Source organism: Patescibacteria group bacterium (genome assembly GCA_041662665.1).
Lineage (GTDB): Bacteria > Patescibacteriota > JABMPQ01 > JABMPQ01 > JAQVVF01 > JAQVVF01.
The window spans coordinates 111026-136268 of record JBAZSC010000003.1 but is presented as its reverse complement, the minus strand read 5'-3'; the positions used below and the strand labels follow the sequence as shown (position 1 = coordinate 136268).

Here is a 25243-nt window from a genome sequence, read left to right as displayed (position 1 = left end):
TCACGTACCCCTGCCATGGGCAGGGTAGAATATCTATTTTCTCACTTCCCATATCCCATTTCTCATTTCCAATATGAACTCATTTCATCAAGAGTCGCTAATGTAAATCCAGCATTTCTGATTGCATCAATAACAGTTGGCAAAGCTCCTGCAGTTGCATCTTTCATTGTGTGTCCCAGAATTATTGAACCATCATGCAAATTCCAAAGCATGCCAAAGGTTGCTGATTGTACTGTAACATTTGATCCTGTATCTCCTGCAGATGCTGTCCATCCAAAATACTTATAACCTAAATTTTTTACAATTGCATCAGTTGAAGCATTATGACTGCCACCAGGATAACGAAAATAAGGTTTTGTCGGCTTGCCAGTTATACTTTCACCTATTTGATTAGTATAAGTAATTTCATTAATAATTTGTGCGCTTGATAATCTTGTAAAATCAGCGTGTGAAAAACTATGATTTGCTAGTTGATGCCCTTCATCACTTAATCTTTTCATCCTGTCTGGATATTGTTGCATTACAGTACCTAGCATAAAAAATGTCGCATGAACTTTTTTATATTTTAATGTATCCAAAATTCGATCGAACGATCCACTTGCTGAAGTATAGCCGTCATCAAGAGTTAAAGCCACGCAATTTCTTTCACATTTAATTCCCAATTTAAATCCTGGAGCAACAACAAAATCATAATCCTTCTGTTTATCATTTGAGTTATTTGTGGGCTTGCCATTCGTGAGATTCGCAATTCTTACGCCGCCTTTAAAATCACCTGAATAGGCGCTAAAATTTTTTAATAGCTTTCCTTTTAAATTAAAAATTTGAATTGTTGGACCGCCATTAGAAGCTGGCGATACCAAAATTTTTGCCTTGCCAGAATCCAATTTTCCAATTGAAACATTAACTCCTCCTTTAAAATTTTTAAATGCATTAATTTTTCTAACAAATTTCGGCGCTAACTTATCAAGCATTCCTAATTTTGAAAACTTTCTTACATCTTTGCGATTCACTTCATAGACATAAACCAAATTTCCTCCTGTCGCTTGTCCAACAATTATTTTGCCATTATAAGCACTGACAGTTGCTCCGCCTTCAAAATCGTCATTGAATGCAAAAAAAGATAATCCAAAATCAACAACTTCTTTTTTCTTTGCCAAATATTTAAAAGTTCTGATATGACTACGACCAGAAGGTCCAGGTGAAGTAACAATTTCATCTCTTTTATCATTGTTTAAATCCGAACATGAAATATTCACTCCACCTTCAAAACTTTCATCATAAGCCGTAAAAGAAGTCAGCTTATTAATTTTATTTTTTTTACTAATTTTATAGATTGCAATATCGCTTCTATCTTCAAGTGCTTTGCCAACAACAATTTCATTTCTACCTTTATTATCTAAATTACAAACAGCAACATCAACACCTGAAGTATATTCTTTTTCAAATGCATAGAAATTAATGCCAGTTGAATTTCCCAATTTATCAAAAATTCTAACTTGCGGCCCGCCACCATATCCAGCGCCAATCACAATTTCATCTTTTCCATCATTATTAATATCGCCAATTGCTGGATATGCTCCGCCTTTAAAATTCTTGTCAAATGCCAAAAAATCAGCATCTATTTTATCTCCATAATCAGAATAAACTTTTATTTCTGGCTGAATGTAGTTGGACGCATTTGCATTCAAAACAAAGAAACAAGAAAACAAAAAAACAACCAAAATCAAACCACCTAATATCCGAATATCTAATATCCGCAATATCCGATCATGTATTGACATAAATATTAATTTTGTTGTTTAGATTTTTAAAATCTCTTGTCTTTTCGTAATAAAATAATATACTAAATTATTCGCACCTTCCTCGAAAGAGGACAACAAGGAGGAGAAAAAGAAAAATGCAAGAGGAAAAAACTTATATTGTTTGCGAAGGTATGCCTATTTGGCGTATCATGGAAACTGCTGCAAAAATTGCCAACCACGCTAAGAATTGTTCTGCAAATAATCGAGTAGTTGCAGAAATCTGTTTTATGGAACGATCTGATAGAGGAATAGAAAAATGTAGCAATCTGGTCCAATCTACAGCAAATGATTTACTTTCCAGTCCACCCTTCAATCATTTTACTGTTCAGCTTGAAAGATATAGCAGAATTACAAAAAATGATGGCACAGATGATATTCCACCTACAATCGTCTGCTCTTACTACGCAAGAATTGTCTTCAAAGCACTTTCCGCATAACGAACTTCCACGTTCGTTTTTTTATTTTGATTTTTAGAGTACCCTACCCAACTTCAGTTGGGGTCAAAAAAACTTTAGTTTTTCGTCGTCCGTGAACTAAAGTTCACCTAACCCCAACTGAAGTTGGGTAGAAATTTCCGAATTTCATAATTTCCGAATTTCTATTTGTTTTTTCCGCAACAGTGCTTGTATTTTTTCCCACTTCCACAAATACACGGATCATTTCTTCCAATTTTGCTAGAGTGCTCTGGCAAAGTTTTAGAATCTTCACCTTTTTCCGCGCCTGAAGTTTGCATTTGTTGTTTTGCTTTTTGCATTGGCGATACTTGTTGTGTCACAATTCCAACTTTATAAATAGTATAAACAACTCTATTTTGAATTTCTGCCAACAAAGCACCAAACATTCCAAATGCTTCTTTTTTATATTCAACTAATGGATCTCTTTGTCCAAAACCTCGCAAGCCAATTCCCTCTCTCATATATTCCATTGCATCCAAATGATCCATCCACAAAGAATCAATAGTTCGAAGCAAAACAGCTCTTTCGATTTGCCTCATTCCTTCCTCACCATTTTCTTTTTCTTTCGCATCATAAGCTTTCCTTGCCAAATCAAAAAGATAATCAATAATTATCGTTCTTGCTTCAGCTCCATTTTTTTCATTGCCAGCTTTTTTTGCTAAATTTTCCAATTCAAGATGAATATCTTGCGATACTGGAAAAATAGTTTTTACAGATTCATAAATTTCTTCACAATTCCAATTCTCAACATCTTCTGTACCAGTATGATTTGTTACAATTTGCTCAATTTCATCTTCAATATATTCTAAAATAATACTTTTCAAAGTTTGCATTTCTTTTCCTGTTTCCTGTTTTCTGTTTCCTATTTCCCTTTTTTCTCGTTCCCAAGCATCAAGTATCGCATTACGCTTTTTATAAATGACTTCCCGATGTTTATTCATCACATCATCATATTCCAAAACATGTTTTCTAATATCATAATTATTTCCTTCAACTTTATTTTGAGCTGCTTCAATTGATTTTGAGATTAATCCATGTTCAATTGGCTGATCTTCTGGCAATTTCAAAGTATCCATCATTTTTTTCATTCTGTCAGAACCAAAAATTCTCATCAAATCATCTTCCATTGACACAAAAAATTGTGAAGAACCAGGATCGCCTTGACGTCCAGCTCTACCTCGAAGCTGATTATCTATTCTTCTTGCTTCATGCCTTTCTGTTCCAATAACATGAAGACCACCTAATTGTTTAATTTTTTCTGCTTCTTCTTTATTCAAAGGCACTCCACCCAAAATAATATCAACACCGCGACCTGCCATGTTTGTTGCAACTGTCACGCCATTTAATCTACCAGCTTGAGCAATTATCTCGCCTTCTTTTTCATGGTTCTTTGCATTTAAAACATTGCATATAATTCCTTCGTCTTGCAACATTTGTCCTAATCTCTCATTTTTTTCAATTGAAATCGTACCAATCAAAACTGGCTGACCTTTTTTATTTCTTTCTTTTACATCTTTAACTACAGCAATATATTTTCCTAATTCTGATTTATAAACCAAATCATTTAAATCCTCACGTATTAATGGTTTATTGGTTGGAATTATAACAACATCCAATTTATAAACTTTTGAAAATTCTTCAGCTGATGTTGCCGCAGTTCCAGTCATGCCAGCTAATTTTTTATAAATTCTAAAATAATTTTGAAATGTAATTGTTGCTAATGTTCTTGATTCTCGCTGAATCGCCACGTTTTCTTTTGCTTCCAACGCTTGATGCAAACCTTCAGAAAATCTACGGCCAGGCATTAATCTGCCAGTAAATTCATCAACAATTATTACTTCATTATTTTTTACAACATAATCTTTGTCTCTTTTAAACAAAGTATGCGCTTTCAAAGCTTGTTCAATATGATGGACAATTTCTATTCCTTTTTCTTCATAAATATTCTGCAATCCCAACATTTTTTCAAGCTTTGCGATTCCTTTATCTGTCAAAGTTGCTGCCCGCATTTTTTCATCAATATTGTAATCTTCATTTTCTTTTAATTTTGGAATCAAGCTTGCAAATTGATTATACATATCAACTGCTTCTTCTGCTGGAGCAGAAATAATCAACGGAGTTCTTGCTTCATCAATCAAAATAGAGTCAACTTCATCAACAATTGCAAAATTCAAATTTCTTTGAACTTTTTCAGCAAGCTCTGCAACCATATTATCTTTCAAATAATCAAAACCATATTCATTATTTGTTCCGTAAGTAATATCAGCATTATATGCTTCTTTTCTAGAAACTGGTCTTAGATATTCATGGAATACTTTAAAACTTCCCATTTCATCTCTTTCTTCATCAAGTTCTTCATTATTCATTATTCCTGATTCATTATTCTTTTTGCTATATTGAGAATCGTAAACAAAAGCCTGTTCATGCTGAATACAACCAACACTTAATCCAAGAGCATCATAAATCTGCCCCATCCATACTGTATCTCTTCTTGCCAAATAATCATTAACAGTAATTAAATGAGAGCCTTTGCCTGACAATGCATTCAAATATAATGGCAATGTTGCCACCAAAGTTTTTCCTTCACCAGTTTTCATTTCTGATATTTTTCCTTGATGAAGAACAATTCCACCCAAAAGCTGAACATCAAAATGTCTCATTTTTGTCGTTCTTCTGGAAGCCTCTCGAACTAAAGCAAAAGCCTCAGGCAAAATATCGTCTAAAGTCTTGCCATTTTTTAATTCATCTTTTAATTTTTTTGTTCTAGATTTTAATTCTTCAGCTGACAAATCTTTCAAACCTGATTCCAAAGAATTAATTTGCGAAACTATTGGAGCGAGCTGATCAACAACTCGTTTATTTGGATCACCAAATATTTTTTTAAAAAAATCAAATGCCATAAAATTAAGAATCTAGAATCTTGAATCTAGAATTTTGAATAGAATTAGAAAGTAAAATGAGAATTATTTTATTCCAAATTCTCTATTCTATTCTAGATTCCAGATTCTAAATTCTAAATTCTCAAAATTAAAATATTTTTATAAAAACTAATTCAAACTTTTTATTCCCCTCGGATGACTTCTAGTACCTTTGTATTTTTCAATTTGTTTAGTTAATTTTGGAATTACAAGATCAATTGCTTCAAAAATATCATAGGCAATTTCTTCAGCTCTAATGGAAGATCTTGGAACTTTCATTTGCACTTCGCATCTGAATTTTTTGCCTGATTTCATTGATGTATCTTCGTCTAACTCTACAAAGCATTCAATCACATTGTCAATATATTGCTCTAAACCGCCAACTTTTTCCTGAACATAATCATAAAGCTTGTCCGTTAATTCAATTTTTTTGTGGTAAATTGTGATTTTCATAACTTAATTGTTTAATTGTTAAAATGCTAAATTGTCAAAATTAATATTAACAATTTAACAATTGAACAATTTATAAATAACCAGTCTAACCTATCTAACTAATCTAACTTATTTAATGCAACATTTAGAACCCGACCAATATATTCTCTAATTCTAACTCAACGCCAAATTTAATTTTAACTTGAGTTTTCACTATTTCAACTAAGTCTAGCACATCTTTTGCCTTTGCGAAACCTATATTTACAATAAAATTAGTATGCTTTTCTGATACTTTTGCTCCGCCAACTTGTCTTCCTTTTAATCCACTTTTTTCAATCAATAAAGCAGCCGGAATTTTTCCATACTTTTTAAATTTAATTTTATCTGTGTTATCTGTGTCTAATTTGTTGAGTATCTGTGTTAAATCTTTTGTTACATTTTTAAAAACTGAACCGGCGCTAGGCTCATTTGGAATCTTTGTTCCTCTTTGTTTTGCAATATCTGACATTTCAGCAATAATTTTATTTCTATCTGATTTTTTTAATTCAATTTCGCATGATAAAACAATTTTATTTTTATCATTTTTAAATTCACTTGAACGATAAGAAAAATCAAGATTATTAATTTCTTTTTTAATTATCTTATCTGCATTTACATCATAATAAGAGACACTTTTCAAAATTTTACTAGCATCACTTCCATAGGCTCCAGCATTGCCAAAAATCGCACCACCAATTGTTCCAGGCACGCCAGTAAAAAATTCCATTCCAGTCAAATTGTTATCCAAAGCCTTGCTTACAATTTTGCCAACTGAAACACCAGCACCGACAATTATAATATTTTCTTTAATATCCAAATTATCTAGCTCTATTTTTATTACTAATCCTCTAAAACCTTCATCAGAAACCAAAACATTGCTTCCTCCTCCTAAAACATAATATTTTATCCCTTCTTCTTTTACTGATTTCAAAGCTTCAATCAAATCCTCTTGATTTTTTGCAATATAAAAATAATCAGCAGGCCCGCCAATTTTGAAAGTCGTATGATCAGCCAAATTAATATCGCGCTCACATTTTTCAAAAAAATTATTCATAACCTATTTTCTGAAAATTTAATAATTTACACCTACTACCACTACTCCTCCACTAGTTTTTTTACTATAAGCAGAAAACTTTTCTAATAAACTTTTATTATTATCATAAATCTTAACTGTTGGCCGACTATCTTCTGCTAATCTTTGGCTAGCAATTACTTCGGCTTTGCCATCAGAATTAACATCGAACATCTCTAGATTGGCTCCACTTACATGCTCCTTACGAAAAACATTAATCTCCTCAATTAAATCTTTGGTGCTATATTCAAAAACCTTGACCTTACCTTTATCACCAGCTAATTTTGATACACCGATATCCAAATTACCATCATTATTTATATCGCCACAAGCAACATCTAAACCATCCACAATATCTTTCTTGAACGGTTTAATTTCTTTATCAATCTTCGAACCCTTTTTATTAGTCGTCAGAATATTATAAAATCTAATTTTTGATCTTACACCTGTTCCTGTCCCAGTAATCAATTCATCAGTCCAATCATTATCGACATCACCTAAAGTTATGGCTACTGCGGACTCGAGTTTTGGATAAATAATTCTATCAAAAATTACTGATTTATCAAGATATTTAAAAATTTTAACCTTTGAACTTTCTCCTGTAAATTTTGACACTGCAATTTCCGAAATATTATCACCATTAACATCACCAGCTGCCACATCAACACCTCCTAAATAATCTTTCTTAAAAGGATAAATTTTTTTCAACAAATTTCCATTTATATCAAAAACTTTAACCCAAGATTTAGAATTAGAACCCGAACCAACAATTAATTCATCATTGCCATCCATATTTACATCCCCGCTGGCGATTCTCACTCCATCGTTTTTAGCCTTTTTAGAATAAGCTTTAAAACCATCACTCAATAAACTTCCTGAAGTATTAAATTTCTTAATATTTTTTCGACCATCCTGTTCCAGAGAAGTCATTAAATATTTGCTATTTTTTCTCAAATCAACTGTAAAATTATCTATCTGCGTGCCATTATTATTTACTACATTAGCATAAAGCTTTGAACTTGTTGCTTGTAAATAAACAAATTCGTACTCACTTCCTCCAGCCGCTGTCCACCAATTTCCAGTTGTAAAATTACCCAATGGTGCTCCCCCACCACCAGTCACAACATAAACAATTCCATTATTATAATTAACTGCATTTTGATAAATCGGATAAGTTCGTTCATAAATATGATCATGACCATTGAAAACAACAGCTACTCCATATTGTTCAAATAAAGGAATCAAATAGTCATGCACAGTAGCATTCGGTCCATGATGACCAGAGCTATAAGCCGGCTCATGAAACCAAACTATTATTTCTTTATTTTGATTAGCACTCAAATCATTGACTAGCCAATTATACTGCGTACTGCCGGTAGCAAAATCTTCATAATTATCAATCGATATAAAATGCCAACCAAAATAATCAAACGAATAATAAGTCGGAATATTATTAAATTGTGCTTGATAATCAGCCACCGGCACTTCATGATTACCAACTGCAGGATAGAAATTTCTAGTCAAACCATTTTTGATTGGTTTATTCATTAAATTAGCTGTGATACTGAAAAAAGTCTGCCACTCAGGTAATGAAGAAGCGCTATTGACCAAATCTCCAACGTGCAGCACGAAATCGGAATTTAATGGCACCATTTGATTGACCACTTCTTGATGCGCAGTATCACCTGTCCGCGTATCACCATAAGCCTCAAAATCAAATTGCCAATCATTCAAATAATTCTGAATTGTCGCTGCATTTACATTTAGTCCCAATAGTAAAAATACCAGCACACCACAAACCGCTCCCAAACTAAATAGTTTTTTCATTTTATTTTTATTTATTTTTTAATTTTAAATTTTTAATCAATTTATCACTTACCTCTGTTATTGTCCCTGCTCCCATAGTAAGTACCACATCACCAGGTTTAACATTTTTTTTCAGCCATTCAAAGGCTTCATCAAGTCCACCAACATAGATTACCTTTTGACCAATTTTCTTTGCTAAATCCTCAGAAGTTTTCCTGTTTCCTGTTTTCTGTTTTCTGTTTTCTTCTCTTCCAGCCACATGATACACATCAGTCAAAATCACTCTATCACAATCATTAAAAGCACCGACAAATTCATCAAACAAAGCATTAAATCTATCTTGATGATGCGGTTGAAAAACACAAACAATATTTTTATCAGGATATTTTTCTTTCGCTGCCTGCAAAGTTGATTTTACTTCTGTTGGATGATGAGCATAATCATCAACGACAATTACTCCATTAATCTCTCCTTTTATTTCAAATCTCCGCCAAGATCCTTGATAATTTTCCAAGCTCTCTTTAATAATTTTATCATCAATTTCCAGAATTCTGCCAACTTCTCGAGCAGCAAGAGCATCAAGTAAAAAACCTTTTCCTGGAACTTTTAATTTTAAATTCAAATCATTCATCAAATTTTCTGGATGATCAACAATATAATCTGCCCTAGCAATAAAAAGATTAAATGCATCTTTTACATCATCTAAATCTTTATAACAATCCGGATGATCAAATTCAATATTTAATACCACTGCAATTTTTGGCTTATAATTTAAAAATGCTCGGCGATATTCATCTGCCTCAATAACATAATAATCGCTTTTTCCTAATCTTGCATTGCCATCAAATTCTTTAATGTTAGATCCAACAATCACAGTTGGATCAAGACCAGCGTCAACTAACATTAATCCAATCATCGCTGTTGTTGTTGTCTTTCCATGTGTTCCAGAAACTGCAATCAAATATTTATTTTTTGTTAATTCACCCAAAACTTCAGGATAGCTCATCGTCTTAATTCCCGACTTCTTTGCCTTAACTAATTCTGGATTATCGGATGTTGCAGCAACAGTATGCACAACTAAATCAACATCATCAGGCAAATTCTTTGCATCATGTTTGCCAACAAAAATCTTTGCTCCTTTTTTAATTAAATCTTTTGTCACAACACTTTCAACCAGATCAGATCCAACAACTTCAATATTTTTTTGCAAAAAAATTCTAGCAACAGCAGAAACACCAATTCCACCAATACCAATAAAATATACTTTTTTAAATTTTTGTAAATTTATTGACATAAGATAACATTTCTATTATACTAATAAACCGTCCACAAAGGAGGGAAAAGTGAGAAGAACAATTCTTGTTGTTGCATCAATCATATTGCTCGGATGTGCCTCAAATCAAGAAATTGTCAAACATTCTGAAGAAAGAAAATGTCCTCCCAAATGGTCACTTACGGAAATTCAAGGTGTGATGCAAGGCGTCAATGATCCAGAAGGTACATACGCGACTCCTACAAAAATCAAAATCTGTTTGCCAGATCCTGATTCAGGAGAACAACTTCAGTTCGTTCCAACAGAAAAAGAATAGTTCATTTTCATCCACTACTAATGTGGATTTTTTTATTTCCCAAATTTTAAAAACTAACAGTTTAGCAACAATTTAACCATTCAACAATTTAACATCGTCCGACAAACTATCAATTCCCTGAAATTCTTTAACAACAATTGACTTAATACTATTCTTTATTTCTGGCTTAACTAATGTAATCGCCATCTCTTTCTGACCTCCGTTACTCTCACAATCATCTTCAATCAAAATATCAGGCTTTACATATTCTATAATATTATTATATTTTTGATTTTCTTTTCGATAATATAAATCACCTTCTGGAAAATTATTTTTTGCCAAAACCTCGCCAATCTGCGACACTTCATCCATTGAAATTCTTGAAGTTAAATATAAAATTTTTGCACCTTGTTCTTGCCATTTTTTTAGCTTTTCATTTGCGTGACCAATCATAATATAATTAGCAAAGTCTTTCACAGATGGCTCATTATTTTTAACTTGCAAAACAATTTTTTCTTGACTTTCGCCTAAACCTTTTTTGTGCATCAAAATCGTACCTTCAACAAATACTAATATTTTTTTATTTTTCTTTGCAAAAACATTTTTTGATTTTGCTAGACCTAAAATTTCAGTTGCTAATTTATTATTTGCATCTTTATTGAACATCTTAAGCATTGCCAAATGCATTGTTTCTAATTTTTCTTTATCAGCTTGCAAACTTGTTATATCAGTCAATAATTTTTCTGAAGTCAAATCTTTTTCGTTTATAATTACAGCTGCATTATTTTTTGCATAAATTTCTGCATTAGCTTTTTGATGATCAGATGATGCAAAAGGATAAGGAATCAAAATTGCTGGCTTGCCTAATGCTGAAATTTCAGCCAAGCTATTTGCTCCAGCTCGAGAAATAATTAAATCAGAAACTGACAATGCCTCGCCCATTTTCTTGCCATCCAAAAATTGGAATATATGATAATCATTTTCTAATGCTTTTACATTACCTAAAATCTGATTGCCATGTGATGGCCCAACAACATGAATAATCTGCCATTTTTCTAATAATTTATGGAGAACTAAGCCAATCAAATCATTAATTTTTTGCGCTCCTTGGCTTCCACCAATTATTAATAATACAGGTTTTTTATTATTTAAATTTAAATCTTTAATGCCATCTTCTTTTTTTGCTAATAAAATTTCCTCGCGAACAGGATTGCCTGTAATGATTATTTTGTCAGAAAAATCTTTAAAACTATTTTTTCCTTCTTCAAATCCTAATGCAATTTTACTTGCATATTTTGCCATAAACAAATTTGCCTTGCCAGCAATCACATCTGATTCATGCAACAAAACTGGAATTTTAAAATGATTGCAAACTATAACAGTTGGCACACTGACATATCCGCCTTTGCTGAAACAAACATCAGGCTTGAATTTTTTTACTTTAAAATAAGCTTGTACAACACCAAGAGGCAATTTAACCATATCAACAAAATTCCAAAACGAAACATACCGTCTCATTTTTCCAGCTAAGACAGCTTTAAATTCAATTTTATTCTCACGTGCAATTTTGGCTTCCGGACCTTTTTTTGTTCCAATCCACAAAAATTGGGCTTCGAGATTTAATCTTACAATTTGCTTTACTACAGCCAAAATAGGCATAATATGCCCACCTGTTCCTCCGCCTGCTAAAAGTATTTTCATGACTCAAATATACTACAAAAAAAGACTCAAGTCAAAAAATAAAAAAAGACCCGAAATAGGTCATGTCAAATGTTCGATATACCATTGTCCCATCATTGATACATTGTAATCACTAATCGCATCAGCAGCAATACCTTTAATATGATTCTTGTCAAAGTGCTCACTAAAAACAGATAAAAGAACTTCTCTACTTTTTTTCGACTTTCCAAAAATACAATCTTTATCCGTAAATCCAGACATTTCAAATGAAGATCTTCCGATATCATCAAGAGTCGGATCATCTTCATTCAAATATCCAAGCTGGCATTCAGCGTACGTTTCAATCTCTTTCTTTAGTCTAAGAACCCAGCTTTCTTCAACCGCACTCAAATCTCCCTTAGAACAAGCAATCTCCAATCCAACAATATAACTTTCGCCATTAGTCAAGTCTGCTAAATCTTTACCCATCAAAAGTCTCAAAAACAGCATGCCGTCCTCCTCTTCTTCTGTTTTCTAGTCCAAAAAAATAATATCACAGATAACCAATCGAATCAATAGAAACCATATTGTTTGAGAATAAATAAAATTTAAGTCAAAAAAAATCGCTTATGCGATTACCAACTTATAGTGCAAAAATTTTTAGACAAAGTCAAACCCTTTGCATTCACTAGATCTCTGAATGCTTCACTTGCATCAGATCTCATAAAACATTTCAAAGTCGTCCAATAGCATGCCTCATTAGGATACCCAGGAAAAAGATATCCAGTAGAACCAGCAAATCTAGGCAGAGATATATCGAACAAAAAACGATCCTCAGATACATATCCGCCATCACCAAAAAGATACACACAACAAGAACCACTTCTAAGAACTACTACGTCTTTCCAGGTTTCCTTAAAAACTCCAATTTCCGTTTCACTACTAGTATGGAAATAATATCCTAGCGAAGTTTTAAGTCCACCGCATCCAAACATTTCAACTTCCATTTTTCCAGCTCTAGCAGCTCTTAACAAAATCGCATCTAATGCTTTTACAAAAAAGTCACCAAGGAAATGCATGCTTCTTGCTTTCAATTCTTCATGCAATCTAACACTTTCTAGTCTTTCTGCCTCTTCTTTTTCTTTCAAAATTCTGTCTCGTTGCTCAATATTTTCTTTTCTTGTTTTGATGATTCTATGTAAATCTCCAACACAAAGTCCAACTTGTTGATCCATTTCGTCTCCCTCCTCCTCTTTAGGAAAGAACATCCTACTTAAAATATATAACAAAATAATCTAAAAATCAAAAATAAAACGAATGATAATCTATTCAAAAATCAAATTTTTATCTTCTACAGTCTCAAGCTTGCTTAATTTAGACAATGCATTTTTCTTCGCAATCACAAATTTTATTTTTTCAATTGTCTTAAAATAAAAACATGGAGCAAAAGTCCTATTTTCATTTGCCAAAGTAGCTGTATTTGGAATTTTAACCAAATAATTTCTGATCTTAAATTTTATTATATGAGTAGTTCTATTTTGATATATCGTAAATGGTCCTCGCCAATTATTATCTCTATCTTTTATAAATAGTCTCAAATCTTTTTCTTTGATATTTGCTTTGTTTAATTTATTTTTTGAATAACGAATTGAAATTCTAAATTTAATATGCTTATCAACTTTATTGTAATATGCTTTGTCAACTGTACCTATATTTGATAACAACTTTAAATAACCTGGATGACTATTCTTTTTTGTAAAACCATTAATATATTTTGTTTTATTTCGAATCAATTTTATATACAAATCTTTTATCGATCCTTGTTTAGGCAACCTATAAAATAAAAGATCAGCATTATCAATTGGGCTTCGATAAATAGTATTTAATGTAATATTCTTTAAATTTATTTTTTCATTAAATAATATTGTTGGCGTTGGTGTAGGAGTCGGCTCTGGAGTAGGAGTTGGTGTTATATTTATAACATAATTCTCTGTTTTCACAACTTCTTCATTACCAAAGGAATCTGCAGAAAAAAATTTAAGCGTTGTATCTTGAGAAATCACAATTGGATCAGAATAAACTAAAGAAGATGTGCTTGGAGTAGACCCATCAATAGTATAATAAGTTGTTGCTGTCTCATCGGATGCCAAAGTTACTGACACAGAATCATCATAAGTTCCACCTGCTGGAGTAGCAGTCGTAACTGGGACAATACTATCAGTATATGCAATATGTAGTACCGATTCACCATCAACATAGTAAAACAAACCACCAACATAAAGCTCTCCATCGTAATCAGTCATTGCTGCCACACTATCAGTTGCTCCATTTCCAACTGCGCTCCAGGAATTACCGTCCCATTTTGCAATACGAAATGCATCAATACCACCTGCAGAAGTAAAATTTCCTGCTACATAAAGTTGATCATTATAGATATCAAGATTAGATACCCCAGCACCGCCTTGTCCTTCTACCCCGCTTCCTAAAGCAAACCAATTATTACCATCCCATTTCACAATACGATTAGCTGGATTAACAGTTCCAGCGGTAGTAAAATAACCTCCAATATAAAGTTCATTGTTATGAACGATTAAAGCACCAACAGAAGAATTCATCCCAGTACCCGCGACTCCAAGTGCGCTCCAGGAATCACCGTCCCATTTTGCAATACGCAAAGCACTAATACCGCCTGCAGTAGTAAAATTTCCTCCTGCATAAAGTTCACTATTATAAACTGCCAAAGTATTTACGAAACCATAACTGTTCATTCCTGTTCCAAGCGCACTCCAAGCATTACCATCCCATTTTGCAATATAGTTAACACTAACTCCGCCAGCGGTAGCAAAAGTTCCACCAGCATAAAGCTCGTCATTATAAACAGCCATTGTGTATACATATTGATTCATTCCTGTTCCAAGTGCACTCCAAGAATTTCCATCCCATTTTGCAATATAATTTGCGCTACCCCCACCAGCTTGGGTAAAATATCCACCAGCGTAAAGCTCGTTATTATAAACAACTAACGTATAAACAATGTTATTTACCTCTGAAGCCAATGCAGTCCACGTATTACCATCCCATTTTGCAATATAATGTGCAACTACGCCTCCAGCATTAGAAAAAGTACCAGCTGCATAAAGCTCAGCATTATATACAACAAAATCATATATAGCACCATTCATACCTGTACCAACTGAGCTCCAATCAGCAGTATCACTATCCCATTTTGCAACAAAATCAGCTTTTAAAACATTAATAAACTCAAAATTACCTCCAGCATATAAAGCATTGTTAAAAATAACAAATGCATTTATGTAGCTATTCATACCTGTTCCGACTCCGCTCCAAGCATCACCATCCCATTTTGCAACATAATTAGCATTAGCACCACCAGCATTTTTAAAATATCCTCCTGCATAAAGCTTATTATTATAAACAGAAAGCACTAGTACAGTGTTGTCAAAACCAGTACTAACAACACTCCAAGTATTGCCATCCCACTTTGCAATTTTTGCGGCACTCACTCCACCAGCTGTATCAAATCTCCCGCCTACATAAAGTTCTCCATCATATTCTGCCATTGTATAAACTGTATTATCAGTTCCAGTACCAATAGCACTCCAAGTATTACCATCCCATTTTGCAATATAATTTGCGCTAGCCCCACCAGCATTCAAAAAATCTCCTCCAGCATACAACTCATTATTATATACAGCCAAAACATAAATATCATAGTCTACTCCAGCTCCAACAGCACTCCAAGTATTACCATCCCAATATGCAATATATAATACAGGATTTACCCCATCAATTGTAGTAAAATCTCCGCCTACATAAAGTTTATTATTGAACACTGTAAGAGCATACACATTGCTATCCATCGATTCAGTACCAATAGCGCTCCAAGTGTTGCCATCCCATTTTGCTATATAATTAGCACTAACACTTCCTACCACTGAAAAATAACCACCTACGTAAAGTTCGCCATTATAAACAGCCATTGCTAAAACATCACTATCCGTTCCACCCCCTACATCACTCCAAGTTGAACCATTCCATTTGGCAATATAATCTGCACTAATTCCACCAACTTCTGTAAAACTTCCTCCAACGTACAATTCGTTATTATAAACAGCAAAAGAAGTTATTTCATTGTTTGTACCACCATCCATTGCTTTCCATGATTCCGAAGCCAATACATTTTTAATAGGTATGAAATTAAAAAAACAAAACAAAATTAAAGCAATAAATACTGCTCCAAATACAAATATTTTTTTCATGTATTTTTATATTAAATCAAATAGAATATCAGTCATTTTTAATTAGAGATTGTTTTGAAATATTTAGCATGATCCCACAAGCAGCCAGCAAAGCGATAATTGCCGAACCGCCATATGATATAAAAGGTAAAGGAATACCAGTTAGAGGAATTAAAGAAATCATTGCTGAAATATTAATTAAAGCTTGCAAAATCACCCAAGATGTAATTCCTGTTGCAATTAATTTTCCATACATATCTGGCGCTCTCTTCGCAATTCTAAATCCAAGATAGGCAAAAAATAAAAATAACAATAACAAAAAGATAATTCTCACAAAACCCATTTCTTCAGCAATAACAGCAAAAATCGAATCACCTGATGCTTCTGGGAGATAATTGTGTTTCTGAATACTCTTGCCTAAACCTCGTCCCAAAATTCCACCAGATCCAACTGCCAGCAAAGATTGATTAATTTGATAGCCAATTCCTTGTGGATCCAATTCAGGATTCAAAAATACTGTAAAACGAGACATTCTATATGGCGCTATTTTTATTAAAAGCATCATCATCAAAACAGCGCCAACTCCCAAAATTCCCAGATGCGTTAATTTTCCACCTGCCACAAAATAAACAATTATCGACATCAACATAATTACTGACATCGTCCCAACATCAGGTTGCAACACTGTCAAAGTTCCGACAACAGCCAACATAAATAAAAATGGTGCAAAACTATATTTCCAATCTTTTATACCTTGAGACCTTTTGTCTAGCCATGTTGCTAAATATAAAAGAAAAGTCAATTTTGCAATTTCTGTAGGCTGAATTGTGCCTAACGGACCAAGATTAACCCACCTTTTTGCACCTCCATACTCAAAGCCAAGTCCAGGAATAAAAACTAGGACCAACAAGACTAAAGTTAAAACTAACATTAATGCTGCAAATTTTTTCCAATTATGATAATCAATTTTGTAGCAAACAAACATCGCTACTAAACCAATCAGTACTCCAAATAATAGTTGGTGTGTAAAATAATAATAATTATTCGCAAAATTTTGGTACGACAAAACAACACTTGCTGAAGATAACATAATTAATCCAAAAACAACAAGAATTAAAGTCACAACTAAAAATACATAATCTGGTTTTTGTTTTAAAGCCACTTTATAATAATTTAGTATAAACACAATTAATCGCGTTTATACATTATAAACTTTTCACTAATTTTTTAAACTGTCTCGCTCGATCGCGATAATCAATAAAGAGACCAAAGCTTTCACAACCAGGCGATAAAATTACGATATCACCTCTTTTTGCTGATTTATTGGCAGAAATAACTGCATCCTCCAAATTTTCAGATATTTTAATTATTGGACTAGTTTTTTGAAATCTTATACTCGAATTTTTTAAAGCTAATTTAATTGTTTCTGCTCTCTCTCCAATCAAAAAAACAATTTTTACTTTTGAATTTATTATTGAATCAGCCATTCTATCGAATTCTCCTGGATATGGTTTTTTCCTTGATCCTCCAGCAATTAAAATCATTGGTTTTTTAAATGATGAAACAGCAACAGCAGTCCCATCAGGATTGCAAGCTGAAGAATCTTCAATATATGAAACGCCATCAACTTCTCTTACTAATTCTAATCTCGATTTTATACCCTTAAAATTTAACAATGCTTCTCTGATATCTTTCGTATTAATTTTCATCAAATATCCAGCCAAACTTGCTGCCAAAGCATTTTCAATGTTATGTGGTCCAGGAATTTTTAAATCCAAAACTGAACAAATTTTTCTTTCTCTTTCAAAATCTTGAATTATTATTTCATTGAATTTTACATAAGCGCCTCGATCAACTCTGCCTTTTCTAGAAAAATAATAAACTGTTGAATCAATATCTAAGCCAATATCCTTTGTAATATCATTATCAAAATTCAAAATTGCAAAATCACCTTTTTTTTGATATCTGATCAAACTTCTCTTTGTTGTAATATAATCAGTAAAAGTCTTATGATCATCCATGTGATTCGGCGAGATATTCGTAATAATGCCAATATACGGACTTTTTTTCAAATCAATCATTAATTGCCTGTTGCTTACTTCAACAACTAAAATATCATTTTCTTTAATTTCAAAAATATTTTTTAGAATCTGTACATTCTCACGATCATTGCCAGTAAAATAGACCTTGCCTAATTTATATCCTCGCTTCATTATATCATTTACTAATGCTGAAGTCGTTGATTTTCCAGATGTTCCAGTTATTGCAATTATTTTGCCTTTGCAAAATTGAAAATATAATTTTGTAATATTAGAAAATTCGATTTTTCCTTTATGCTGGTTCAATAAATCATTTTGCGCATATCTAAACCAAGATTGAGGCACAAAAATCAAATCTGCCTTTTCAATTTGGTCAAGATAAGTATCTTTATAATTAAACTTAACCTTTCCTTGTCCGCCGGAGCCTTGGCGAAGGCGGATAATCTCATTATATGTTTCTTCTTTTTCTTTTTTTGTCATTTTGTCATGAAAAGAAAAAAAACTTTCTTTAAATTTATCTTGATCGCAAAAATCATGAGCAGTAATATTTTTAACTCCATTATCAGCCAAAAATTCCAAAACCGCGCTTCCTTCAGCTCCAGAAACGCCTAAGACATGAATATTTTTCTTTTTTAGATCTTCTATTGTCATAAAACACTCGAACACTTAAACACTAAAAACACAAAAACAACTTTCCGCTTAATATCATAATATCCGAATATCAAGCTTTTCGCAAGCTATTTCATACCTATTACGCTTAACAAATCAGACTTAAAATCTTTATCTCTATGATATGACGGAAATTTATCATCACAACTTGTACAAATTTTTGAAATCTCAATGTTTTCATTTTTAACACCAGAATCCAACAATTCCGTTTTTACTATCCTTTTTAAATCCAAATAAATTTTATCATTTTCTTTTACGACAAAATTATCAGCTTTAAATTCTTTCGCCAAATTTTCAAAAAGTTTAATCCTGTCATCTTTTGCTTCACTTACTTCGTAACAGCATTTACCAATTGCTGGACCGATATAAACAATAATGTCTAAAACATTACTACCCATTTTCTTAAATTCACCAATCATTTTACCAGAAATATTTCCCAAAGTTCCTTTCCAGCCAGAATGAGCAATTCCACAAATTTTTAATTTTGGATCAAAAAAAGTTACTGGCAAACAATCAGCAGTATAGCAAACTAAAAATACATTTTTATCTTTTGTAACTAAGCCATCGCTATTATCAATATAAGAATCCGGACTAAAAACTCCTTTCCCACAATCTTTTTTTGAAACTAAAGAAATATGTGTTCCATGAACTTGATTTTGCATTACAACTTTTTTCAAATCAATCCCAAAAATATCAAAATATTTTTTTCTATTTTCAACAACTTTTTCAATATTATTTTCACTCCCATCATCTCCAAATTTTAAATGCCCAAAATCACCAATAGCCAAGCCTTGAATCAAATTATTATGTTTACTTAATTTTTGAGATACAACTTTCTGCATATTTTTGCCAAAATCCCTGCTAAGTGCAGGGTAAGAATTTTATCAATTTTATCAATTTTACAATCGTTTAACTAGCCTAACTTATCTAACCAGTCTAACAAATCTAACTAATTTATTTTCTAATTATTTCTCCAGCAAGTTCTTTTGTATGCTTAGAATCATTAACAACAAACTTTCCGTTTACCAAAACATATTTTACACCACGAGAATATTGAAATGGATTATCAATTGTTGCTAAACCAGCAATTTTATTTGGATCAAAAATTGTAATATCAGCTTTTAATCCAGCTTGCAAAAAACCACGATTATTGATTCCATATTTTAAAGCTGGCATTGAAGTAATTTTTTGAATTGCTTTTTCCCATTCCAAGAATTTTCCTTCTCTAATATATTTTCCTAGAAAACGCGTAAAAGCACCGAAACATCTAGGGTGAACTAATTGTCCATTTCTACTTTCTTCTTCATAAAAACCGCTTCCATCAGATGATAAAATTCCTAATGGATGTTTAATTTGTCTTACAATATTCTTTTCATCTAAATTTTTATCAAAACAAATCAAATGTCCGCGAGAGCCAATCAGCGCCATCATAATTGCTTCTTCCAAACTAATACCTTGAGATTGGGCAATATCAGTAAAACTCCTGCCAACAAAAGATTTATTAAATGGGCTATAAGCAATTATCATTTCTGAAACTCTTGCTGAAATTTTTTGGAGAGATTTCAAAATTTCTGGCTTTTCTTTTTCATCCATTAATCTTTTTAACATTTTTTCTCTGCCACCGATATATAATGAGCTTGGCAAAAATTGATAAAAAACTGTCCATCCAAAATCATAAGGATAAAAATCAAAATTAATTTCCAATCCTTTTTCATTAGCTTTTTCAATTAAAGAAAAGGCTTCATTAATTTTATTCCAGTTTTCCTTGCCATTAATTTTGAAATGAGAAATTTCAATTCGCACTCCGCTTCTTTTTGCAATTTCAATCACTTCAGCCACTGATTCAATAATTTTTCCTGATTCATTTCTCAGATGAAAAGCCATTATCGAATCACTATCATGCAAAACAGAAGCTAAATCTAAAAGCTCGCTTGTTTCAACAAAATTTTCATGGCTAAAAGAAAGTCCGCAAGACATTCCCAAAGCGCCTTGTTGCATTGAATCAGCAATCATTTCTTTAAAAAAAGTCATCTCGTCAGAAGTTAAATCAGAAATTCTCTCACCAACTAAATTTCGCCTCATTGAACTATGACCAATCAAAGTCCCAAAATTTAAAGAAATTCCTTGAGTGCCTAAAACATCTAGAAACTCATCCAAAGTAGACCAATTAATATTAATACCTGAAACATCAATCCATTTTCTCATTGACTTTAATAATGTCTCACTTTTTGATGGATTTGTGATTACATTTGCTTTAAAACCCATTCTCTTATTTAAATCAGACATTGTAAAACTAGAAGCCAAAGGTGCCAAAGATGCTCCACAATTTCCTCCAATTATAGTTGTAATTCCTTGCAAAGCCAAACTATCTAAAGTCGGATTTGAAAAAATTTTAAAATAGCTGTCAGAATGATTTAAGACATCAACAAATCCAGGACAAACAAAAAAACCTTTAGCATCAATTTGTTTTAAAGCTTTGGCATTTTCTAAATTTCCAATTTCTGAAATTGTATCTCGATTAATTCCAATATCAGCCTGATATTTTTCTTTGCCAGTACCATCGACAATTGTGCCATTTTTAATAATAATATCAAACATAGAAATTAATTAAATTAGTTAGATAAGTTAAACTAGTTAGCGTTAACAAATCTAACCAGTCTAACTTATCTAACCTATTTAACTCACCTTCAAAACCACAATTTTTAATTTTGTTTTTTAACATCATCGTCGCGCTTCCTCGCCTTCTCAGTCACCCAAAATCCCATATATTTTCCAAACATTAATCTTGTTTGCGCATCTAATGCCGGAAAAGAACCTAAGCAAATTGTTGAAATAGGCAATAAGATCCATTGCAAAAGCATAAACAATATTTTGTGCTGACCATGTCTTTTTGGTCTTGGTGGCAACATGAACATACTTAAAGTTGCTGAAACAATCATTCCCAACATTGCTAATGTCATTAATATCTGCGTTACATATGGCAAATTTTGTGCTAATAAAGATTTTGAAAAAGCTTCTCCGCCAACAAACAAAGGCAACCAGCCAGCCAAGAAAATTATTATTGAATTTGTTGCCCAAGAAAGCATGCCTTCAACTACCCAAAAACCATGATCAATCTTTTTAAAAAAAGACATCTTTTTATTCTTTGCGAATCTCGTTAATACATAAGGAATATTTTCTGCTCCATAAGCCCATCTTCGCTGTTGCTTGTATTGATTAACTACACTTTGCCAAAAAGTTCCAGCCAAAACAGTATCCATATAAACAGGAATCAACAAAGGCTCACAACGATAATTGCCATTATAAAAATTAAAGCATTGCCAAAAAATTCTTGAATCTTCAGAAACAACATCAGTCTCCCAATAACCAACTTCAACAAGAGTTTTAAAATTCATGCTATGGCTAGAAAACGTATATAATTTCTCTGGCCTACCTTGTTCCATTAACATCCAAAAAGTCGTGCTCATTGCCACAATTCTCATTAAAGCTGGAGAATCCCAAAGATTATTAAAAAACATCGGCACAGGCTGAAAAGAAGCATGCAAATGATCTTCGACAGTCAAAAATTTATAAGTTAATATACCAAAATATTCAGGATGAACACAAGTATCAACATCAAAAACTGAAGTAATAACGCTTTCGTATGTAAATCCTTTTTCATCAATAAATTTCCTAATTTCTTTTGCTGCCCAAGTTTCATTAGAGCCCTTACCCTTTAATTCGCCAACAATATTATCAGGATGCTTAGTCACTGCAAAATGAAAAAATTTATCACCAAACTCACCACGAATTTGATCAGCAACTTTTTCTGCCCAAACTCCAGCTCTTTCTTCAGTTGCTAAAACAACAATCATTTTATCTTTCGGATAATTAGAATTAATTAATGCTTGAAAAGTCTGTCTTACAATATCAACATCTTCAAAAACCATCGGTATAATTACCAAATGATGAATCTCTTCAAATTTCGGCCTGCTTTGTCTACCGGAGTCAGAAGACGAAGGTAGATCTGTAACTTTAATTTTATTACAATTTTTAAGCCATGGCTCTTTTTCATTCTTTTTTAATCTGCGATAAGAAACCAATAAATATACTGCTAAATAAAGTACTTTTATTAACCAATAGACATCAAAACAAATAATAAAAATTGCTACCCAAACAGGCTCAACAAAAGACAAGATAGTACTTCCTAATAAAACTCCCCAAGACAAAAAGCCCGGCAATATTTCCAGTAATCTATAAATAGTTCTATCTTTTCTATTCTTAATTTGATCTGCCCGCATAAATATGATACCAATCTACAAAATTAATTTGTGACCTTAGAAACAAATTAATGCCACTTTACAAATATACTAATGTACGAATTCGCTAATTCGCATATTCGTAGATTTGTATAAATTCGTATATTTGTATTATGTCTGCATAAATACCAATGGCACAACAAACCCAAATAAAATCAGCTGAATGACAAAATTATTAATTGTCAAAAAATGAGTAATAAATCTTTCTTTATTATAAAACCAAATACATAAGAACAAATTCAATAGCAAAAAAGCTATTCCAATTCCAGGTACAAAAAATACTTTGTACCAATAATCTATATTATCAATTCCAAAATAAACTGAATAATGCAAAGGTATGGGAAAATTAGAAGGCTTTATTCTAAAATATAATAACATCCACAGAGCAAAATTCAAGAGCAAACTATTAAAAAGCATAATAATACTAAATTTAGATCTGAAGTATGGATGTTGTTTGAATATTCTAATTTTTTCTTTAATTTTCACAACTTTATGAACTTTACTTGTCCGCCGTAGCTTCAGCAGAAGCGAAGGCGGATAACTTTAAAAACTTTATAACTACTTGTAGTAAACCCAATTCTCAACTCGCAAATCAATATACTGCAAAGATCCTTTTTGGTCAGCAACTTGTTTATCTAAAACACTTTTCAAATCTCTGATTTGCGAATCAACACTTCTCTCTGTATTAAAGTATATCATAAATCCATCTTTTGTTTTTACATCAACTTCAAAACCTAATGAATTCGGCAAAGAAACAGATTCAACTTCTAATTTTGTTTTATCTCTCAACGAATTTAAAATGTTTCTAATTATATTTATCTGTTGAGGAAAAGTTGCCTCGCCCTTCACTTCTACTGATTTATTTTGTTTATCATAAATTGTTGGCAAGTCCATTTTAGCATCATCTTTAATTTCATAACAAACCTTTCCTCTTGAATCAACAAGATATCTTTTTCCTCCTGTCTCCCAAACAGCAAATGGATCTCTTTCTGAAATATTTAATTTTAAAGTATTTGGCAACATTCTTTTTATCTCAATTTTATCAATCAATGGCATCTCCTCCATAATTTTATTTTTAATCATGCCATCATTAATCAATATAATATTGCTTGCTTGAAAAATAAAAAATCTTTTTCCAGAAATTGCATCTTTTAAAATATTTTCTATTTCCTCGCTTTTAATATTATTATTTCCAACTAATACCGCTTTCTTTACTGAAAAAAAATTGCTGAAAAATAATATTCCTGCGCAAATAATCGCTGCAATCAACAAGACGATCAAAGTTGATTTACCTCTCAAAGAAACGCCAAAATTAGTTTTAGTTTTACCTAAACTTTGTACAGACTTTTTTTTCGACTTGCGCATTTTTTTTGCGTAAGACGAAAGTCCTTTATCACGTTTTTTTGAATAATAATATCCTCCCAAATTCGGCATTTTTATTTCTTAGAAGCAGATTAAACACTGATGCCAACGCAGATCTTACGCTGATGCGCTGAGCAACTGTTTTTCTACTTATTTTTTATTTTTTCGCCCAATATTCTTCAACTCTTTTTTTAGTTTCATCGGAAAGTAAAAAAGTTTTATCATCTTCAGCTAACATTTTTTCAGCTAACATTTTTATTGCATTTTCAGATAAATTATTAACAAACTTTAAACCCAATACCTTAGCTTCTGATGAACATAAAGATTCTATCGCTTTATCAGACAAAAAATCCAGACTATTGAAATACATACTAAAAAATCTATGAGTCAAACCAGCTATTACTTCAGCAACATCATCAGGTAAAATTTTTAACTTATCAAAACGTATAGCACTATTATAAAAATTACTCGTCGCTTTTATCATAAGTTTTCTCGCAATATTTTTCGTAATATAAGTAACTTTACTTGTATTATCTTCACCTTTCTCTATTCCCTTCCATAGCTTCATGTTTTCTTTCAAATCAGGAATTTTCTTTATTTCATCAACAGTCATTTCATCACCATAAAAATCAACTTTCACTTTTCCCAACGCCTCATCCAATTTCAGAACATCATCACCAGTAACTTTTTTATCACCTTCAATTTTTCCTGATAAATCATCAATTGCCTTAGCAACATTATCCAACTCTTCACCCTTCACCAATTCCAAACCAGGCTTCTGCTTTTCTTTTTCAGAACCTGAAATATCTTTTTGCAAATTTCCACCCATTTCAGCACTCAGCATTTATTTATTTTTTATTTTATC

At 32.1% G+C, this 25243-nt stretch carries 20 protein-coding genes; 2 read left to right on the top strand and 18 right to left on the bottom strand.

Features of this window, described 5'->3' with window-relative positions:
• Positions 1-62: 62 nt before the first annotated feature.
• A complete protein-coding gene (locus tag WC663_05180) occupies positions 63-1781 on the bottom strand; it encodes a polysaccharide deacetylase family protein (GenBank protein MFA6296722.1) in 1719 nt (572 codons plus the stop codon).
• Positions 1782-1933: 152 nt separating this feature from the next.
• Here WC663_05180 and WC663_05175 point away from each other — a divergent pair, with 152 nt between their 5' ends.
• On the top strand, positions 1934-2239 hold the full coding sequence (locus WC663_05175) for a hypothetical protein (protein ID MFA6296721.1): 306 nt from the start codon (positions 1934-1936) through the stop codon (positions 2237-2239).
• 161 nt (positions 2240-2400) lie between these two features.
• Here WC663_05175 and secA read toward each other — a convergent pair whose 3' ends face one another.
• The 5 genes from secA to murC form a co-directional block, all read right to left on the bottom strand.
• Positions 2401-5157: a preprotein translocase subunit SecA gene (gene secA, locus WC663_05170; GenBank protein ID MFA6296720.1), complete on the bottom strand. Its 2757-nt coding sequence runs from the start codon at positions 5155-5157 to the stop codon at positions 2401-2403.
• Positions 5158-5304: 147 nt separating this feature from the next.
• Positions 5305-5628, bottom strand: a complete 324-nt coding sequence (gene raiA / locus WC663_05165; GenBank protein ID MFA6296719.1) for a ribosome-associated translation inhibitor RaiA — start codon at positions 5626-5628, stop codon at positions 5305-5307.
• A gap of 124 nt (positions 5629-5752) precedes the next feature.
• Positions 5753-6700: a UDP-N-acetylmuramate dehydrogenase gene (gene murB, locus WC663_05160; GenBank protein ID MFA6296718.1), complete on the bottom strand. Its 948-nt coding sequence runs from the start codon at positions 6698-6700 to the stop codon at positions 5753-5755.
• A gap of 18 nt (positions 6701-6718) precedes the next feature.
• Positions 6719-8545 carry a metallophosphoesterase gene (locus tag WC663_05155; GenBank protein ID MFA6296717.1) on the bottom strand — a complete coding sequence of 609 codons (1827 nt, stop codon included), beginning with the start codon at positions 8543-8545 and terminating at the stop codon, positions 6719-6721.
• Positions 8546-8552: 7 nt separating this feature from the next.
• Positions 8553-9818 (bottom strand): UDP-N-acetylmuramate--L-alanine ligase, encoded by a 1266-nt coding sequence (gene murC / locus WC663_05150; GenBank protein ID MFA6296716.1) that lies wholly within the window; start codon positions 9816-9818, stop codon positions 8553-8555.
• Between the two features lie 49 nt (positions 9819-9867).
• Here murC and WC663_05145 point away from each other — a divergent pair, with 49 nt between their 5' ends.
• Entirely contained in the window at positions 9868-10113 is a 246-nt protein-coding gene (locus tag WC663_05145) for a hypothetical protein (GenBank protein MFA6296715.1), read from the top strand.
• A 72-nt stretch (positions 10114-10185) separates the two neighbouring features.
• Here WC663_05145 and murG read toward each other — a convergent pair whose 3' ends face one another.
• The 12 genes from murG to WC663_05085 form a co-directional block, all read right to left on the bottom strand.
• On the bottom strand, positions 10186-11793 hold the full coding sequence (gene murG / locus WC663_05140) for an undecaprenyldiphospho-muramoylpentapeptide beta-N-acetylglucosaminyltransferase (protein MFA6296714.1): 1608 nt from the start codon (positions 11791-11793) through the stop codon (positions 10186-10188).
• A gap of 60 nt (positions 11794-11853) precedes the next feature.
• Positions 11854-12261, bottom strand: coding sequence for a hypothetical protein (locus WC663_05135; protein ID MFA6296713.1), 408 nt, complete (start codon positions 12259-12261; stop codon positions 11854-11856).
• A gap of 125 nt (positions 12262-12386) precedes the next feature.
• A complete protein-coding gene (locus WC663_05130; GenBank protein MFA6296712.1) occupies positions 12387-13019 on the bottom strand; it encodes a hypothetical protein in 633 nt (210 codons plus the stop codon).
• 57 nt (positions 13020-13076) lie between these two features.
• A complete protein-coding gene (locus WC663_05125) occupies positions 13077-16031 on the bottom strand; it encodes a chitobiase/beta-hexosaminidase C-terminal domain-containing protein (GenBank protein ID MFA6296711.1) in 2955 nt (984 codons plus the stop codon).
• A 28-nt stretch (positions 16032-16059) separates the two neighbouring features.
• On the bottom strand, positions 16060-17196 hold the full coding sequence (ftsW, locus tag WC663_05120) for a putative lipid II flippase FtsW (protein MFA6296710.1): 1137 nt from the start codon (positions 17194-17196) through the stop codon (positions 16060-16062).
• 19 nt (positions 17197-17215) lie between these two features.
• Positions 17216-18700 (bottom strand): UDP-N-acetylmuramoyl-L-alanine--D-glutamate ligase, encoded by a 1485-nt coding sequence (gene murD, locus WC663_05115; protein ID MFA6296709.1) that lies wholly within the window; start codon positions 18698-18700, stop codon positions 17216-17218.
• A gap of 86 nt (positions 18701-18786) precedes the next feature.
• Positions 18787-19560, bottom strand: a complete 774-nt coding sequence (gene pgeF / locus WC663_05110; GenBank protein ID MFA6296708.1) for a peptidoglycan editing factor PgeF — start codon at positions 19558-19560, stop codon at positions 18787-18789.
• A gap of 112 nt (positions 19561-19672) precedes the next feature.
• Positions 19673-21316, bottom strand: coding sequence for an amidohydrolase family protein (locus tag WC663_05105; GenBank protein ID MFA6296707.1), 1644 nt, complete (start codon positions 21314-21316; stop codon positions 19673-19675).
• Between the two features lie 104 nt (positions 21317-21420).
• Positions 21421-22998: a glycosyltransferase family 2 protein gene (locus WC663_05100; GenBank protein ID MFA6296706.1), complete on the bottom strand. Its 1578-nt coding sequence runs from the start codon at positions 22996-22998 to the stop codon at positions 21421-21423.
• Positions 22999-23127: 129 nt separating this feature from the next.
• Positions 23128-23502, bottom strand: a complete 375-nt coding sequence (locus WC663_05095) for a hypothetical protein (GenBank protein ID MFA6296705.1) — start codon at positions 23500-23502, stop codon at positions 23128-23130.
• A gap of 72 nt (positions 23503-23574) precedes the next feature.
• Entirely contained in the window at positions 23575-24450 is an 876-nt protein-coding gene (locus tag WC663_05090) for an FtsQ-type POTRA domain-containing protein (protein ID MFA6296704.1), read from the bottom strand.
• Between the two features lie 85 nt (positions 24451-24535).
• Positions 24536-25222: a hypothetical protein gene (locus WC663_05085; protein MFA6296703.1), complete on the bottom strand. Its 687-nt coding sequence runs from the start codon at positions 25220-25222 to the stop codon at positions 24536-24538.
• Between the last annotated feature and the right edge of the window lie 21 nt (positions 25223-25243).